Annotated in this window: 16 protein-coding genes; 7 read left to right on the top strand and 9 right to left on the bottom strand. The window is 64.4% G+C overall.

Annotation, left to right across the window (positions count from 1 at the left end; all coding sequences use genetic code 11):
- Window positions 1-109 precede the first annotated feature (109 nt).
- Window positions 110-676, bottom strand: coding sequence for a type 1 glutamine amidotransferase domain-containing protein (locus FEJ81_RS09290; RefSeq protein WP_138245025.1), 567 nt, complete (start codon window positions 674-676; stop codon window positions 110-112).
- A gap of 233 nt (window positions 677-909) precedes the next feature.
- Here FEJ81_RS09290 and FEJ81_RS09285 point away from each other — a divergent pair, with 233 nt between their 5' ends.
- Entirely contained in the window at window positions 910-1,875 is a 966-nt protein-coding gene (locus FEJ81_RS09285; protein ID WP_138245024.1) for an NADPH:quinone reductase, read from the top strand.
- 89 nt (window positions 1,876-1,964) lie between these two features.
- On the opposite strand, the gene FEJ81_RS09280 is transcribed toward FEJ81_RS09285, so the two are convergent.
- Together FEJ81_RS09280 and FEJ81_RS09275 are read right to left on the bottom strand one after the other, a co-directional pair.
- Window positions 1,965-2,360 (bottom strand): DUF7344 domain-containing protein, encoded by a 396-nt coding sequence (locus FEJ81_RS09280; RefSeq protein WP_138245023.1) that lies wholly within the window; start codon window positions 2,358-2,360, stop codon window positions 1,965-1,967.
- 139 nt (window positions 2,361-2,499) lie between these two features.
- Window positions 2,500-3,507 carry a TIGR04024 family LLM class F420-dependent oxidoreductase gene (locus FEJ81_RS09275; RefSeq protein WP_138245022.1) on the bottom strand — a complete coding sequence of 336 codons (1,008 nt, stop codon included), beginning with the start codon at window positions 3,505-3,507 and terminating at the stop codon, window positions 2,500-2,502.
- 238 nt (window positions 3,508-3,745) lie between these two features.
- On the opposite strand from FEJ81_RS09275, the gene FEJ81_RS09270 reads away from it, so the two are divergent.
- From FEJ81_RS09270 to FEJ81_RS09260, 3 genes are all read left to right on the top strand, one after another.
- Window positions 3,746-4,162 carry a hypothetical protein gene (locus FEJ81_RS09270; protein WP_138245021.1) on the top strand — a complete coding sequence of 139 codons (417 nt, stop codon included), beginning with the start codon at window positions 3,746-3,748 and terminating at the stop codon, window positions 4,160-4,162.
- 104 nt (window positions 4,163-4,266) lie between these two features.
- A complete protein-coding gene (locus FEJ81_RS09265; RefSeq protein WP_138245020.1) occupies window positions 4,267-5,691 on the top strand; it encodes an FAD-binding oxidoreductase in 1,425 nt (474 codons plus the stop codon).
- A 166-nt stretch (window positions 5,692-5,857) separates the two neighbouring features.
- On the top strand, window positions 5,858-7,405 hold the full coding sequence (locus FEJ81_RS09260; protein WP_138245019.1) for a TrkH family potassium uptake protein: 1,548 nt from the start codon (window positions 5,858-5,860) through the stop codon (window positions 7,403-7,405).
- Between the two features lie 6 nt (window positions 7,406-7,411).
- Here FEJ81_RS09260 and FEJ81_RS24170 read toward each other — a convergent pair whose 3' ends face one another.
- The 3 genes from FEJ81_RS24170 to FEJ81_RS09250 form a co-directional block, all read right to left on the bottom strand.
- Window positions 7,412-8,761 (bottom strand): sensor histidine kinase, encoded by a 1,350-nt coding sequence (locus FEJ81_RS24170; protein WP_267877939.1) that lies wholly within the window; start codon window positions 8,759-8,761, stop codon window positions 7,412-7,414.
- Entirely contained in the window at window positions 8,647-9,219 is a 573-nt protein-coding gene (locus FEJ81_RS24165) for a histidine kinase N-terminal 7TM domain-containing protein (RefSeq protein WP_267877902.1), read from the bottom strand. Before FEJ81_RS24165 ends, FEJ81_RS24170 begins: the two co-directional genes overlap by 115 nt.
- 106 nt (window positions 9,220-9,325) lie before the next feature.
- A complete protein-coding gene (locus FEJ81_RS09250; protein ID WP_138245018.1) occupies window positions 9,326-11,017 on the bottom strand; it encodes a thiamine pyrophosphate-binding protein in 1,692 nt (563 codons plus the stop codon).
- Between the two features lie 130 nt (window positions 11,018-11,147).
- Between FEJ81_RS09250 and FEJ81_RS09245 the strand changes: the two genes are divergently transcribed.
- On the top strand, window positions 11,148-12,008 hold the full coding sequence (locus tag FEJ81_RS09245; RefSeq protein ID WP_138245017.1) for a UbiA family prenyltransferase: 861 nt from the start codon (window positions 11,148-11,150) through the stop codon (window positions 12,006-12,008).
- Window positions 12,009-12,054: 46 nt separating this feature from the next.
- Here the strand turns inward: FEJ81_RS09245 and FEJ81_RS09240 are convergent, their stop codons facing one another.
- Both FEJ81_RS09240 and FEJ81_RS09235 read right to left on the bottom strand, forming a co-directional pair.
- Entirely contained in the window at window positions 12,055-12,306 is a 252-nt protein-coding gene (locus FEJ81_RS09240; protein WP_175416389.1) for a hypothetical protein, read from the bottom strand.
- 150 nt (window positions 12,307-12,456) lie between these two features.
- Window positions 12,457-12,732 (bottom strand): amphi-Trp domain-containing protein, encoded by a 276-nt coding sequence (locus FEJ81_RS09235; RefSeq protein WP_138245016.1) that lies wholly within the window; start codon window positions 12,730-12,732, stop codon window positions 12,457-12,459.
- Between the two features lie 773 nt (window positions 12,733-13,505).
- Here FEJ81_RS09235 and FEJ81_RS09230 point away from each other — a divergent pair.
- A complete protein-coding gene (locus tag FEJ81_RS09230; RefSeq protein WP_138245015.1) occupies window positions 13,506-13,919 on the top strand; it encodes a hypothetical protein in 414 nt (137 codons plus the stop codon).
- 268 nt (window positions 13,920-14,187) lie between these two features.
- Window positions 14,188-14,472, top strand: coding sequence for a hypothetical protein (locus tag FEJ81_RS09225; RefSeq protein ID WP_138245014.1), 285 nt, complete (start codon window positions 14,188-14,190; stop codon window positions 14,470-14,472).
- A 275-nt stretch (window positions 14,473-14,747) separates the two neighbouring features.
- Here FEJ81_RS09225 and FEJ81_RS09220 read toward each other — a convergent pair whose 3' ends face one another.
- Entirely contained in the window at window positions 14,748-15,926 is a 1,179-nt protein-coding gene (locus tag FEJ81_RS09220) for a redox-regulated ATPase YchF (RefSeq protein ID WP_138245013.1), read from the bottom strand.
- Window positions 15,927-15,955: the final 29 nt, after the last annotated feature.

The raw sequence follows: 15,955 nt of genomic DNA, 5'->3' as shown, positions 1-15,955 counted from the left end.
CGCTGCGAATGGAACAGCGTCCGCGTCCGTTCGCGACTCGACTCGAGCGACTCGTCACCGAACGACTACCGGGAACGGGTGCCGCCCGAATGGCGACGAAAACGGACAGTTAGCTGCTCGCCGTCGCGAACTCGTCGACGATCGTTTCACAGAACGCCTCGAGGTCACCCGGATTCCGGCTCGTCACCAATCCGTCGTCGACGACGACCTCCTCGTCGACCCACTCACCGCCGGCATTGCGAACGTCGGTCTGCAGGCTGTGGTAGGACGTTAGCTGCCGTCCGTCGACCACGTCTGCCTCGATCAGCGTCCACGGGCCGTGACAGATCACGCCCGCCGGCTTGCCAGCCTCGACGTGCTGTCGCAGGAGGTCCACCCCGGCCTCGCTCGTCCGGAGCGTGTCTGCGCCGACGGTCCCGCCCGGGACGATCAGCGCGTCGTAGTCGTCGGCCGAGACGTCTTCGAACGATTTCTCGATCTCGTAGCTGTCGCTCTCCTCGAGGTCGTTGTTCACAGTTTGGGCCTCGCCGGACTCACTGCCGAGCACGTCGACGGTCGCGCCGGCGTCGGTGACGGTCGCCTTCGGCTCGGTGAACTCGACTTCTTCGGTGCCTTCCGCGGCGAGGAAGATTCCCACTGTGGTGTCCTCGAGCGGTTGCTGATCGGATTCGCTCATATCGACAGCGAGGGGGCTCGTGCAGACAAGGATTGTACTTGCTGGTGCAACATAGTCGCCACTGGAACGATTTACACACCGATCGCGAAGCCGGCATGCGATCGGGTGTGCAGTGACTTCCAGTGACGACTATCGGCAGTCGGGGCCCCGACGGGAGCGGGCCGCCCGTTGGGGGTGTCCGCTCTGCCGTCACGTATACCGTTTTACGGTCCCGCTGCGTGCTACCGAGTAGGATGCGAGCTGTACGCCTTCACGAGCACGGCGACGCGGACGTACTGCAGGTAGACGAAATCGACCGCCCGGAGCCCGCCGCGGACGAACTACTGGTCGAGGTGGCTTCGGCCGGCGTCAACCCCGTCGACACCTATTTCCGAGACGGTTCCTACACGCCGGTCGACGTTCCGTTCACTCCCGGCGTCGACCTCGCGGGCACCGTCGCCGAGACGGGAGCCGCCGTCGACGGCTTCGAGGCGGGCGACCGCGTCTACGGCACCGGTATCGGGAACGGCTCCTCACAGGGGGCCTACGCGGAGTACGCGACGGTCCCGACCGACCGCGTCGTCCACCTCCCCGACGGCGCGGACCTGACCGAAGCCGGCGGCGCGGGCGTCGCCACCGTCACCGCGTGGCGCGCGCTGGTCGATCACGCCGACCTCGAGCCCGCGGAGTACTGTCTGGTCCACGGCGGCTCCGGCGGCGTCGGACACGCCGCGGTCCAGATCGGGGCCGCCGTGAGCGCGCGGGTCATCACCACTGCGTCCGAGGAGTACCACGACGGACTCGCCGACTACGGGGCCGAGACGGTCCTCGACTACGCGCGCGACGACCTCGCCGACGCCGTCCGCGACGCTTCCGACGGCGGCGTCGACGTGGTGCTCGACCACCGGCTGGACGACTACCTGCAGTTCGACGCCGACGTTGCCGCGACCGGCGCACGCGTCATCGGAATCGGCGAAAACAGTCCGGACCCCGGCTTCACGAACGACGGTGCCGCCCGGTCGAAGGACGTTAGCTACCAGTTCATGAGCATGTTCAACACGCCGGACCTGCGCGTACCGCTGCGCGGCGTCGCCCACCTCATGAACGTCGGCAACCTCTCGATCGACGTCGCACAGTCGTACGACCTCGAGGAGGCCGCGGCGGCCCAGCGGGCAGTCATGAACGATAGCTTCCTCGGAAAACTCGTCATCGAGCCGTAACCGAACGGTCGGTCGATGCTCGAGAAACGGAGATGGGAATGGGAACCGGAGACGGATGAGAGACGCCGGTGACAATCCGGCTATCCGGCTTACTTCGGGGGTTCGTTGACGGCGTCCTGTCGGGACAGCAGCGCTCGTCCGCGGTCGCGGAGCGTGACCGTTTCCGTCTCGGTTTCGTAATCGACCACGTCCGCGTTGGCTAACTTCGGTATGTGCGTGTGGTGCAGCGAGATGCGGACGGCCCGGCGATCCCTCGCTGAGACGTCGCCGTGGTCCGAAATCGCGTTCGGTTCCGCGCCCGCTTCCTGCGCTGCGATCTCTACTGCCAGTTCCGTGAGCGCGGCGGAGCCGTCGGTCTCGGCGAGGTACTGCAATACCGCGCGACGGCGGTGATCCGCCAACAGGTCCATCGCCGTATCCACGGCGTCGGACTCCGTCTCGCCGAACGCGGTGAGACTCTCGGGCGAACTCAGTAGTGGGATCATACATCGGATACGCGCCGGACCGTATATATGCGACGTGTGAGTCCGATCGAAACACTCCCGCGAGTGTCCCCGGACGAAGCGGGGCGGGGACGGAGTCCATCGCACCGGCTCGCTGGTCGGAGACGGCGGAAATCGCCGATCAAGCGAGTTCGGCGATCGCTTCCATCGTCGTCCGCTTGTCCGCCTCGGTCATGCCGTCGACGAAGCCGACCCGAACGGCGTCGACGGCCTCGATCTGGCCGTAGTCGCGGACCCACTCGCGGACCTCCTCGGGAGTGCCCGCGGGGGCCAGTTCGTCGAGTACGTCGTCGGGCAGGGCGTCAGCCATCGCGTCCGTGTTCCGGTCGTCCCACGCGGCCCGGATCTCCTCGACCACGTCGGGGTAGCCCTGTCCGGCGACCGAATCGCCGTAGTAGGGGCCGTAGGCCCCGAGCATGAACGCGATCGTGCCGCGAGCCTTCGCGCGCGCTTCCTCGCGGTCCTCGCTCGCGACGCCGCGAACGATCGGCGCGACCCGCAGGTCAGAGAGCTCCTTCCCGCCGAGTTCGGCACCGCGTTCCAGATCATCGAGGCGATCCCGCAGACCGTCTTTCGTAAACAGTTGGGGTGCCCAGCCGTCGCCGAAGCGGCCGGCCATCTCGGTGGCTTTGGGACCGAGAGTTCCCACGTCGATCGGCGGCGGGTTCTCCGAGGGGCCGCGTTCGTACCCCAGCCCGGGGATCTCGAAGATATCGCCCTCGTAGGAGGGGGTGCCCTCCTCGTAGACGTTGCGCATGATCTCGATCACCTCGCGGGTGCGCCGGAGCGGGCGGTCGAACGCCTGGCCGTGCCAGCGCTCGGTGATCGCGGGCGAGCTCGGTCCGATCCCGAACCGGTACCGCCCGTCGGCGGCGGCTTGCATCGTGAGCGCGGTCTGGGCGAGCATCGACGGCGTGCGCCCGTACGGCGAGATGACATCGTTGGAGATGCCCAGTTCCTCGGTGCGGTCGGCCGCCAGCGTCAGCGGCGGGACGATGTTCCAGCCGGTCGTCTCGCCGACCGTGAGCCGGTCGAAGCCCAGTTCTTCGGCCTGTATGGCCCGCTCGGCGACCTCCTGTGGCCGGTCGTAGTCACCGAGGCGCACCAACAGATCCAGTTCGGCGGTCACAGTGCTCCCCTCCGCGATCGCCCTCGAGTCGCGCGGCAAACTGTCATCATCATTGATAGCGTTATGCACTCACATAAAATTGGACCGTTTCCGTCCGTTCGTGCGAGGGAGTCGTCGTTGAGACGATTCTTCGCCGCTTGAGGGTACGACATACCGCCGCTGGACTGCCTCACGCACTCGCTCACGGAGATTTCCAAAACCGGAACGTTCTTTCTTACTAACAGTAAATCCCCTATCCATGTCGGTCTCGAATTCGGACGTCGACGATCGCGTATTCAAAGTCATCGGCGGCGGATCGGCGGTGATGAACGCCGTCGCGTTCACCGCCGTGGGTATGATCGCGCTGGACAGTATCGTCTACGGCGCGATCGCGGGCGTCTTCGCGGGCGCTGGGGCGTCGCTGTTCCTCCCGTGGTTTCTCCGCGTTACCGCCGCCCAGAACGAGGCGAGCGAGGAGGGAGGCGTCTCCGACGCCGCCAGTCGCGCGGACGGCAGCGCGCGAACGGGCGTGGTCGGCCTCGGACTCGAACTCGGCGGCATCGGAATGCTCGCCGCCGGGTTCGCCCTCGACGAGCCGGACCCAGTCTTCGGGATCCTCGTCGCCCTCGCGGTCGCGGTCGTCGTTTCGCTCGCGGCGGCTGTCGTATTCGACTGAGCGACTCGAGCCGCGGTCGGCGGCTCGTTCCGTCCCGCTACACCTCGCGTTCAGCGCGCGAGCCAGTGGGAAACGTTGATGCTGCCAGTGACTAACGTGGGCATATGACACACGACTGTTCGTTTCTCGAGGAGATCGCCCTCGCGGACGATCAGGTCTCGTTCGCTCCCGGACGACTGGAATCCCACGCCACCGATTTCGGGACGGAGCGAACCGACGAGGGGACGCTCCCGGACGCCGTCGTCTGGCCCGAGTCCACGGCCGACGTGTCGGCGGTCCTCGCCGCCGCGACCGACCGCGGCGTCCCGGTGACCCCCTACGCCGCGGGGACGGGACTCGAGGGAAACGCCGTGCCGGCCCACGGGGGAATCAGCCTCGATCTCACGCGCATGGACGACGTGGTCGACTACCGGCCCGACGACTTCCAGATCGATGTCGGCCCGGGGATCATCGGCTCGGACGTCGACGAGTACGTCGCCGGCGACGGCCTGTTCTTCCCGCCGCTGCCCTCCTCGGGCGACATCTCGACGATCGGCGGGATGATCGCGACGGACGCCAGCGGCATGAAGACGGTCCGGTACGGCGAGATCGCCGACTGGGTGCTCGGCCTCGAGGCGGTGCTCGCCGACGGCACCGTCATCGAGACGGGCTCGCGAGCGAGCAAGACCTCGAGCGGCTACAACCTGACCGATCTCATCGTCGGCAGCGAGGGCACCCTCGCGGTGGTCACCGAGGCGACGCTCGAACTCGCGGGCCGCCCCGAGCAGATCCGCGGCGGCCGGGCGATCTTCGAGACCCTCGACGACGCGGCTGAGGCCGTCTTCGACGCGGTCCGGACCGACATCGACGTCGCCCGGATCGAACTCGTTGACGGGCTGAGCGCGACGATGGCGAACGACTACCTCGGCAGCGACCTGCCCGACGCGCCGATGGTCTTCCTCGAGTTCCACGCCAACCACGGCGTCGACGAGGAGATCGACCTCTGCCGGTCGATCTTCGAGGACCGCGACGTCGTCCGCTTCGAGATGAGCGACGACGACGCCGACATGGCGACACTCTGGAAAGCGCGCCGGGAAATGGCCTACGCCGTCTCGACGTACGATTCCGACCTCGAGCCGCTCCACCCCGGCGACGTGACGGTCCCGATCAGTTCCTACCCCGAGGTCGTCCGCGAGACGAAACGGCTCGCCGACGACTACGATCTCCTCGTCCCCTGCTACGGCCACGCGGGCGACGGCAACCTCCACTACGGCGTGCTCGCCGACCCCGACGATCCCGAACAGGTCGAGCGCGGCGAGCGCCTCTACCGGGACATCGTCGAACTCGCGATCGGACTGGGCGGGACCGCAACGGGCGAACACGGTATCGGCGAGGGGAAACAGCAGTACCTCGAGCCCGAACACGGCGCCGGCGCGGTCGAGACCATGCGGGCGATCAAGCGGGCGCTCGATCCGACCGACACGCTCAATCCGGGGAAGATCTTCCCCGAGACGGCCGACGGCGAGCGGGTTCGGGGCCTCGAGCGCTGAGCGGCCGGTCGAACCCGCGGCTTCGCTCGCTGCCGACGGCGGGCGACGCGGGCGACGGCGTACGCGAGTGCGACCGAGACACAGTCTTTATTGCCGAACACGGAATCTGTCGGAAGTAGCTGCCGTTTCGTCGCTCCGAGCCGTTCGCAGTGAGTAATTGATACGTATGATAGGTCGGATTCGCGTCGACGTTCGATCCAGTTGTAGCCTCGTCGGAACGGTGTTGAAGTATCTCTCGCTGACGCTCCTGTTTCCGACGGTCGTCGCGCTGTACTACCGGGAGTCTCCGCTGCCGTTCCTCGTCGCACTCGCCGTCGCAGTCGCCGTGGGCATGGGACTCGAGCGCCTCGAGTCGGAGCCCAAACTCGAGCACCGCGAGGCGTTTCTGATGGTCGCGCTGACGTGGCTCGTCGTGCCGGCCATCGGAATGATTCCGTATCTCGTCGCCGGCACGGGGACGATCGCCGATCCAGTTAACGCGCTGTTCGAGAGCGTGAGCGGCTTTACGACCACCGGCGCGACGGTCATGGGCGAGATTTCCGTCGACACCCACTCCCGATCCGTGCTGATGTGGCGACAAGTCACCCAGTGGCTCGGCGGGATGGGGATCCTCGTGCTCATGGTCGCGATCCTCTCGGAGCTCTCCGTGGGCGGCACGCAGCTCATCCGGGAGGAAGCGCCGGGGGTGCAAGTCGAGAAGCTCACGCCGCGGATCAAGCAGACGGCGCGGGCGCTCTGGCTGCTCTACGCGTGGTTTACCCTCGCCGCCGTGGTCGTCTACTATGGCCTCAACCTCGTCGGGCTGGCTCCGAACATGACGTTTTACAACGCCGTCGCCCACGCGCTTACGAGCCTGCCGACCGGCGGATTCTCGCCGGAAGGGCGCAGCATCGAGGCCTTCGAACCGATCGTCCAGTGGGCGGTCATGCCGTTTATGGTCATCGCCGGGACGAACTTCGCGCTCTACTGGTACGCGTGGCGCGGCCGGCCCGAGCGCCTGACCGGCAACGCGGAGTTCCGATCGTACCTGCTGTCGATGGGGATCGTCGGGGGCCTCCTCTCCGTGCTGTTGTTCCTCGGTGTCGGCCTCGCGACCGTCCCCGACGGCATCGCCGCGATCCCGGGCAGCCTCGAGCGCTCGCTTCGCCACGGGCTCTTCCAGACGCTCGCGATCGTGACCACGACCGGCTACGCCAGCATGGACTTCAATACGTGGAGCGAGTCGGCGCAGGCAATCTTGCTCTTCGCGATGTTTCTGGGCGGGTCGGCGGGCTCTGCGGCCGGCTCGATCAAGATCGTCCGCTGGTACGTCGTCGGGAAATCCATCCGTCGCGAACTGTTCAGGACGATCCATCCCCAAGCCGTCCGCCCGGTTCGAATGGGCGGGACCGGGGACGTCGTCGACGAGGAGACGATCCACAGCATCTTCGTCTTCATGGCGCTCTTTCTGACGCTGTTCGTCGTCTCGACGGTAGTGCTGTTCCTCGACGCACACCGCACCCCCGACCTCTCGCTGTCGGCGCTCGAGGCGACGAGCGCGACGATCGCGACGCTCGGAAACGTCGGCCCCGGCGTCGGCGTCGTCGGGCCGATGAACAGCTACGAGCCGTTCTCCGATGCCGCGAAGCTGTACATGGTCTTTCTGATGTGGATCGGCCGGCTGGAGATCCTCTCCGTGCTGGTCATCCTGACGCCGGCGTACTGGCGCTCGTAGCGCCGATTACTCGCGGTCGGCGGCCGGAGCCGCCGACGGTCGGTCCGCCATCTCCGGCGTCGACTCGGAAACCTCGACGCCGGTGATCTCGAACCTCGCGCCGCCGGTCGCGGCTTCGGTCGCCGTCACGGACCAGCCGTGGTCGGCACAGATGTCCGCGACGATCGAGAGCCCGAGCCCCGTCCCGTGTTCGCTCGTCGTGTACCCCGCCTCGAAGACCGCCGCCGGATCACCCTCGAACCCGGTCCCCGAATCGGCGACGTAGAACCCGTCCTCGAGCGTCCCGACCGTGACGGTGATCGGCGTCTCGTCACACGTCTCGCTTCCGTCCGATCGCACGTCTCGAGCCGGCGATCCGTGGTCGACCGCGTTTCGAAACAGGTTCTCGAGCAATTGCCGGAGCTGCGTTCGGTCCGCGTCGACCGTTCGCTCGTCGTCGATCGAGAGGGACGCCCCGCCGGTTTCCACCGTCGACCACGCTTCGGTCGCGACGTCGGCGAGCGCGACCGGCCGCACCTCGAGTGCGGCTCGCCCCTCCCGGGCGAGCGCGAGGACATCGTCGATCAGCCGTTCCATCCGCTCGTGGGCGTCCGCGATCGTTTCGACGTGCTCCGGATCGTACTCCTCCTCGAGCAGTTCGAGGTAGCCCTTCGAGACCGAAAGCGGGTTCCGCAGGTCGTGGCTGACGACGCTCGCGAACTCGTCTAACTTGCGGTTCTTCCGCTCGAGTTCGCGTTCACGGCGGACCCGTTCGGTCACGTCGTGGACGATGACGGTCCAGCCGATCGGGCGGCCGCGGCCGTCGTCGATCGGCGCGGCCGAGAGTTCGTAGTAGGACCGATCGCCGCCGTCCGCGAGCGAGAACTGGGCGGCGTCGTCGCCGGTCTCGTCGGCTGCCCCCTCGCTGCCGTCGCAGCGGTCCGACGCGTCGATCACCGCGTTGAAATCGACCGGCAGGACGGTATCGATCCGCTCGCCGACGAGTTCGTCGCGGCCGAAGCGAGACCGCGCAACCGGGTTGCTGTCGACGATCCGCCGGTTCGAGTCGACGACGAGGACGCCGTCCTCGAGGTTCGCAACGACCTCGTTTCGGGCGATCGGCGTGATCTCGAGGAGCCGGTATCGGTAGAGGCCGACCGTGAGCGCGAGGCCGGTGACCGTCAGACCAATCGGCGTCGTGCCGATGATCTCGAGCGACGACGACGCGACGACGGCCGTCGTCCACGGGACCGCGACTGCGATCAGGACGGCGAGCCCCTGCCAGCGGTGGAGGCGGTTGCTCCGGACGACGAGTTCCAAGACGATAATCGCGGTGGCCGCGAGACAGAGCGTCGCGTACCCGAGGTGGGCGAACAGCCCGATTTTCGGCGTCGCGGTGACGACGGTCGCCGACTGCCCCACGGGATATCCAGCGCGACCGTCGCCTCAACCGGCGTGCCCCACAGCAGCCGCATCCGGTCGTTTGTCGCCAACAGGCCGATCATAACGGCCGGCTCGATCACGAGCAGTCCCAGCCGACGACGGGTGAGCCACCGATCCCTGCCCGTGTACTCGAGGGCAAACACGAGAAACAGCGTCGGGATGACGGCGGCGGGCAGCCACTGGAGGTCCGCCCAGCGGGCCTTCCAGAGGAACGTCGCCGATTCGATCTCGAGGACGTGTGCGCCCAGCCAGAGCGCGACGCTCGCCATGAGCATGGTCAGAGGAACCGAGCCGGCGGCTGGACGCGACCGCGCCGCCGCGACTGCGGTGCCGACGGCGACGACCAACGAGAGCAAGAGGACGACGCTGTAGGGGTTGATCACCCATCCCATCCGTGAATACGCTTTCTGCGGCGAGGATATCCAAGTGTCTACCGGCCGCGCGGCGGCGAATCAGGGCCGGATCGACGACCGGAGTCGCGGAGTGGTCGGCGGCGTCTCAGTCGTGGACCAACACGTCGAGCACGTCGGGGCCGTCGCGCTCGAGGGCGTCCTCGAGGGGGTCCTCGATCCCGTCGGGTGTTTCGATGCGTTCGGCGCGAGCGCCGTGGCTCTCGGCGTTTTTCACGAGATCGACGGCGGGATCGAAGTCCATGCCGACGAAGTCGTAGTCGTCTTCCTCGCCGCCCATGATTTTGAGCGTGTTATCCTTCAGGATGCGGTAGTTGCGGTTGTCGGAGATGACGACGGTGAGATCCAGATCGTAGCGGGCGGCGCTGTAGATCGAGTGCGGGTAGTACTGGTAGGAGCCGTCACCGATGAAGCCGACCACGTCGCGCGGGTCGTCCAGTTGCGCTTCGGCGACGGCGGCACCGACCGACGCCGGGAGCCCGTAGCCGAGGCCGCCGCCCTTGTTCGACGTGTACTGCTCGGGTGCGAGCTCCCACCGCACCAGCATGGCGTACTTCGAGGTGACGCCCTCGTCGACGATGGCGGCGTCACCCGCAACTCGCTCCATGGCGTCGACCAGTTCGGCCTTCGAGGAGCGTGGATCGTCCGCCTCGTCGCCCTCGCCGTAGCCGGCCATCTGGGCCTCGACCGTCTCTTTGACCTCGGCGACGACCTCGATCCGATCAGCCACGGTATCGTCCGAGAGCCGCTGCTGGACGCGCTCGGTGAGGCCCTGCAGGACGAGTCCCGGATCGCCGATCACGGCCGCGTCGGCGGGCTGGTTCTTGCCGACCTGCCAGCTGTCGTCGCTCAGGTGGATGCAGGTCGTGTCGGAATCGACCAGCGCCTCGTCGTGGCGTGTCAGCGTCGTGTTCGTCGACACTCCGGCGAAGCAGATCGTATCGGTGTCCATCAGCATCGACGCCAAGCCCTCGCTGGTCGGGAGGTGGGACACCCACTGGTCGTGGTCCGTCGGGAAGTCCACCTCCGAGGAGAGGATCTCGCCGTGGACGCGGGCCCCCGTCGCCTCCGCGAGTTCGACCGCCGCGGCGACGGCGTCGGCGCCCGAGCGAGCGACGTGATCGCCGACGACCAGCACCGGTTCGTCGGCCTCGGCCAGCAGGTCGGCAGCGCGCTCGAGCTGGGCGGGATCGCCGCTGCCGGCGTTGGGAATCGGGCCGAGCCGTTCGGGTTCGGCGTCGGTTTCGGCGAGCATCACGTCGAGGGGAAGCCCGAGAAAGACCGGACCGGTCGGCGGCGTCATCGCGACTCGGAACGCCCGCCGGAGCATCGTCGGCAGCGCCGAGACATCGAGCACCTCGTCGGACCACTTGCAGAACTGCTCTGCCATGTCGACCAGATCACCCGAGAGGATCGGCTCCTCGTGGCGGAAGTCGGTGCTGTGGTTGCCCGCGGTCACGACCAGCGGCGCGCCGGCGATCTTGGCCGCGTAGAGGTTGCCCAGTCCGTGGGCCAGTCCCGGCGCGATGTGGAGGTTCGCGACGCCGACCGGCGTGATCGACTCGTCGTGATGGGCGTGGTACCGCCGTCGCTGGGCGTAGCCGCCCGCCATCCCGACCGCGATGTCCTCGTGGAGCCCGAGCCGGTACTCGAGGTCGCTCTCGCCGATCGCGTCGACGATCGGCAGTTCGGTCGTCCCCGGGTTGCCGAAGACGTAGTCGACGCCGTAGGATTCCAGAGCGTCAGTGAAGAGGTCCGCACCGGTGTAGCCATCCGTCATGCACCCTCGTGGCACGGCACAGCACATCAAATTGTGTGTTTCGGAAGCCGCCCGGCTCGGTTCCGCGATCCGTTCCAGCGCGTGCGGCCCCGACCCGGGTATTATACAGCAGTTCGTTGTCACTCGAGGCATGCGCCTCGCGAGAGACGGGTCGGGTATCGGCGCGACGGCTCGAGCGCTCCGGTCACAGATCCATCCCGTCTTCATGACGCCGCCGCTGGCCGCGTCGCTGTTCGGGGCGATCCTCGCGGGAAGCGTCGATCCGCTGCTCGCCGCGGTCCACGTCCTCGCGATGTTCGCGGCGGTCTACACGGCCCACGTGAAAGACGGCTACGTCGATTTTCACGTCCGCGGCGAGGACGACGACCATCCGCTGACCGCGAGCGGCTGTCGGATCGCACTCGCCCTGTCGACGGTGGCGTTCGCGCTGTGCTGTGTCGCTCTCGGTTTTCTCGTCGGTCCGTTCGCGGTCGCGCTGGTGCTCCCGACGTGGCTGATCGCCTACCACCACGCGCCACAGCTCGACATGAATCCCGTGACGGCGACGACAGGCTACCCGCTCGGCATCGCGCTGTCGGTACTCGGCGGGTTCTACGTGCAGGCCGGGACGATCACCGCCGTGCCCCTCGGCTTCGCCGTCGTCTTCCTCGCGCTCCTCTCGGGGATCAAGGTGATCGACGACGCCCAGGACTACGCCTACGACCGGTCGATCCGAAAGCGGACCGTCGCGGTGGCGGTCGGCCCCGACCGTGCCTACGGCGTCGCCTACGGGCTGATGGCCGTCGCATTAGTCGCCGTCGTCGGCTTCGCTATCGCCCGCATCTTCCCCCTGACGGCGCTGCTCGCAGCCGCCGCGTTCGCCGCGGTCGCCGCGATCTCGCGGCGGGCCGACCCCGAACTCGCGACCATGTTACTCATCCGCGGCTCGTACGTCTTCCTCGCCGTGCTCGTGGCCGCCGTTCGATTCGATCCGCTCGCCGCGCTCGTGTGAATGCGAGTGTGAGTTCGTCGACCGCCGCCGAAAACCCGAGCCGACCTTACAGCGATTCCCGGAAGCCACACCGCGGACAGTACATGCTCCCTGCTTTGACGAGTGTGTAGCTCTCGTTACAGCGGCCGCACGGACAGCCTACCGAGACGCCTACCTCGGTCCCGAGCGCAGCGACCGTGTTCTTCAACAGCCGTTGCTGGCGCTCGGCCGCCTCGAGTCGCTCGCTCAGGGCGGCCAACTGCGCCGGGATCGTTCGATCGCGCCGGGGCTGTGAAACGCGGGACGGATGGGGTGCCATGAGCCGTCTACGTCGCCAGCGACGAAAAGCACATCTCCACCCGACAGCGGCCGTGAAAATGCGAAATTCCATCGGATAGGTCCGGGCCGAGCCGTCGCTGACCGCGGTTCGTTCGGATGCTCGACCGCTCGAGCGGCCCGCCGCCGCTCGCTATTCGGCCTCGGCCTCTGTGGACCCCTCGGAGACGTTCGGCGGTTTCCAGTCCAGCTTGACCGTCACCGTCTCGCGGTTCCCGCGCAGGATCGACGATCGCTCGCGGACGCCGACCTCGTAGGCGATCGACTCCGACGGCCGCAGATCGACCGTCTTGTTCCCCGTTCGAACCGTCGCCTCTCCCTCGCCCTCGAGTTCGTCGGCCAGCTCACGGAGGTGTTCGGCGGCCTCTTCGCGCGTTACTTTGTCGGCGGAGAGTGTCTTATCCACCATGGGACGACCTACCACGAGCCCCGGAATAAATCGTCCCCCTAACGACGTTATATTGGTGGAAGCGGACTATCAATCGGTTTTGGGGCGTGAGAATAACTCGAGAGATAGTTTCATTCAACCTGATTTGTCCGTACTCTCAGGAGAGGGTATCTTCTCGTTTCACAAATTGTACTACTTAGACGGCAACCCTCTCACACACCATCTTATTACCCACCCTTCGATCCTATCCCCATAAATAGGGAATGGATGGCAAGAAAGCATCCAAAACAGAAAAGAAGCGCCGTAAAAACCGCATCGGAACTGCTATTGCTCACAATGACAGTATTTGGTGAAGCCTGTTTGACCAGTGTTGCTAGTACGTAGTGACTCGTTACAGCCATCAGCAGTACTCCAATAGTGAATAAGAATGATTCGCATAAATATTTCATACAACATTTAATACATCATGTTACTAAATAACTATTGGTTCTAAATCATTTTACGGGGTTGTGAATTCTCTTATATCAGTATTCAGCTACACTCAAAATCTTGGTCACTGACCGAGTCCACGTGTAGCACAACAGTCAGATCCCATTCCGGTCTACCCTGATTTTGCGATCATTACAGATACGAATATGTCAGCAGAATATATAGAAACTGAAAATAATTGGAGTATATGGAGCCGTCATTTCGTCGTGACACCTCATTTTTCTCATGAGGAGCGATTAGATCACGCAACTCGGACGTCCCGCAAGAGGTAATAGTTTTCTCAGAGGAACAGCATGGTTTATGCTATGCCCTCCCGACGCGAAACACTCCTCGCTGGCGGAACCCTTCTGAGTTCGACGTTCGCTGGCTGTCTGGATACATTCAGAACAACTGGCTCACTTCAGGAAGTACAAGTTGATCTCCATAACGGAGATGACGAAACTCACACGTTTCATCTTGCTCTCGAACTCGAAACCGAAATCATGGAATGGGAGTCGTACTCTGTCGATGCAGAAACCGCAAAACAGGTCGTGATCACGCCGCTTGAGGATTCATCACCCGTAGCGTTACATGGAACTGTTGATGACTTTGCAGATGATGTTGAGTTCCTTGGAGTTGACGGCTTGGATGAAGATTTTTGTCTCCAAGTATCCTTCTGGTATCAGCTTGGCAATGGTCAACTCACTCAACTTGCACAATCAGCCGATATTAGATGTTGATATTTGATAGCAACCAGAGAGACGAAGTGTTGTTACGGTAACTGTACCACCTGTACTGGTCGCCACACCTGCTTAAAATACAGTATCTAGTTTGTTAATTCGATATTAGTTAGAACTGAAATTTTGATTACCGATACTGAGTCCACACAGTGTACACAACGTATAAATCCATCTTGATCTACGCCACTCTGTGCGGTCACTGCACGTACGAACCTGTCACGAGATTATGAACAAGAAATTACTTATCATCAGAAATTAGGCCGTTAATATGAACCGGCGCGAGTTTATCGGTTTTGCTGCGGGAGGTGGAATCAGTACAACGGCAGGCTGTCTGTTCGCTGATAGCGAGGAGTATGCGACGTTGCAGGAGATGTATTTTATTAATGTCCATAGCAGTCCTGTAACGGTGGAACTCAGTGTCGAGAACGAAAATACCGAAGACATATTGCATACAGAGGAACGTGAAATCTCGCCAGAAACGGACTGGTATCCCGATTGCGTCTGGCCGGATGAACCCATCACAGTAGTAGTTAACCACATTAATGACAATTGACGGACTAGTTTCACCACGTCAGATGAAGACGGTTGTCTGAGTCTACTAGTCGAGGTACGTGAACAGCAACCGCCACTGTACCTTCATAACTCCTCTGAGTGCCCTGTCGGGTCGCCACGGTGTCATACGGATACCGAGGAGTAGTGGGACACGAAGATACGAGGGATGAATTTTGGCTACCAGCGTCTCGTGTGTTTTCCACCTACCGTTACCTACGTGACCCATATTGATTGCTGTGATAAACTAAAACTAATGGATAGAAGATTGGAAATAATTTAATTAGTACTCACGATCTTGATCACGTCGCCCTCCTCGAGTTCGTACTCCTCGCCGATTTCCCGGTTCGACTTGGCATTAACAGCGTGCAGATAGCCGTCGCCGATGTCGGAGTGGACGCTGTAGGCGAGGTCGACGGGCGTCGAGCCATCGGGCAGCAGGAAGGCGTCGGGGAGGACGTTACCGCTCCCGTCGGACCACTTCGAGGCGTCCTCGACCGGATAGGCGGTGAGGTGATCGAGCAGGTCGTAGACCGCGTGATCGAGCGCCGTCTGGACGCCTGTGCCGCCCCACTCGGCCATCGTGTCCGCGAGGCCCTCGAGGGCCTCGCGCTGGGCGTCGTTGACGTCGTCGCCGATTGCGATCGTCTCGTCGCCGGGGTCGTACTCGATGAGGCCGTTGTCGGCGGCCCGGCGGAGCGCGAGTTCGCCCTCCGCGGTGGTCGGGATGACGGGCTTGTCCAGCTCGAGCAGGCGCTCGACGTTCTCCTCGGGGGCGACGTCGATCTTGTTCGCCGCGACGACGATCGGCTTGGTCCGCCGGCGAACGTCGCGTGCGAGCGCCTCGCGGTGGTCGTCCTCCCACTGGATGGGGTCGTCGGGGTAGTCGAGATCCCGGAGGGTCATCGCGATCTGTTTCGGGGACGCGCCGAAGCCGGAGAGCATGTCCGCCAGCGCGTCGTCGATGTCGAAATCGGGCGAGCGGGACTTTCGCTCGACTGACTCCCAGTTGTTCTCGACGATGCCGGCCAGCCAGAGGTCCATCTCCTCCTCGATGAAGTCGATGTCCTCGAGCGGGTCGTGGTCGCCGATATCGACGGGCTCGCCCTTCTCGTTCGTGCCGCCGGAGGCGTCGACGACGTTGACGATCACGTCCGCGTTCGTGAGTTCGTCGAGGAACTGGTTGCCCAGTCCCTTCCCCTCGTGAGCGCCGGGGACGAGCCCCGCCACGTCGAGCAGTTCGATCGGGACGTAGCGCTTGCCGTCCTCGCAGTTGTCCGCGTTACACCGCTCGTCGCGCTCGAGGCAGGGACAGTCGGTCCGGACGTAGCTCACCCCGCGGTTGGCGTCGATCGTCGTGAACGGATAGTTGGCGACGTCTACCTCCGCCATCGTCGCCGCCGTGTAGAACGTTGACTTGCCGGCGTTCGGTTTCCCGGCAAGCGCGATCGAAAGCATGCCTTTCGGTAGCGCCGTCCGGAGGAATT

Source organism: Natrinema versiforme (assembly GCF_005576615.1).
In the GTDB taxonomy this organism is placed as follows: domain Archaea; phylum Halobacteriota; class Halobacteria; order Halobacteriales; family Natrialbaceae; genus Natrinema; species Natrinema versiforme_A.
This window is presented reverse-complemented; position numbering and strand designations above follow the sequence as displayed.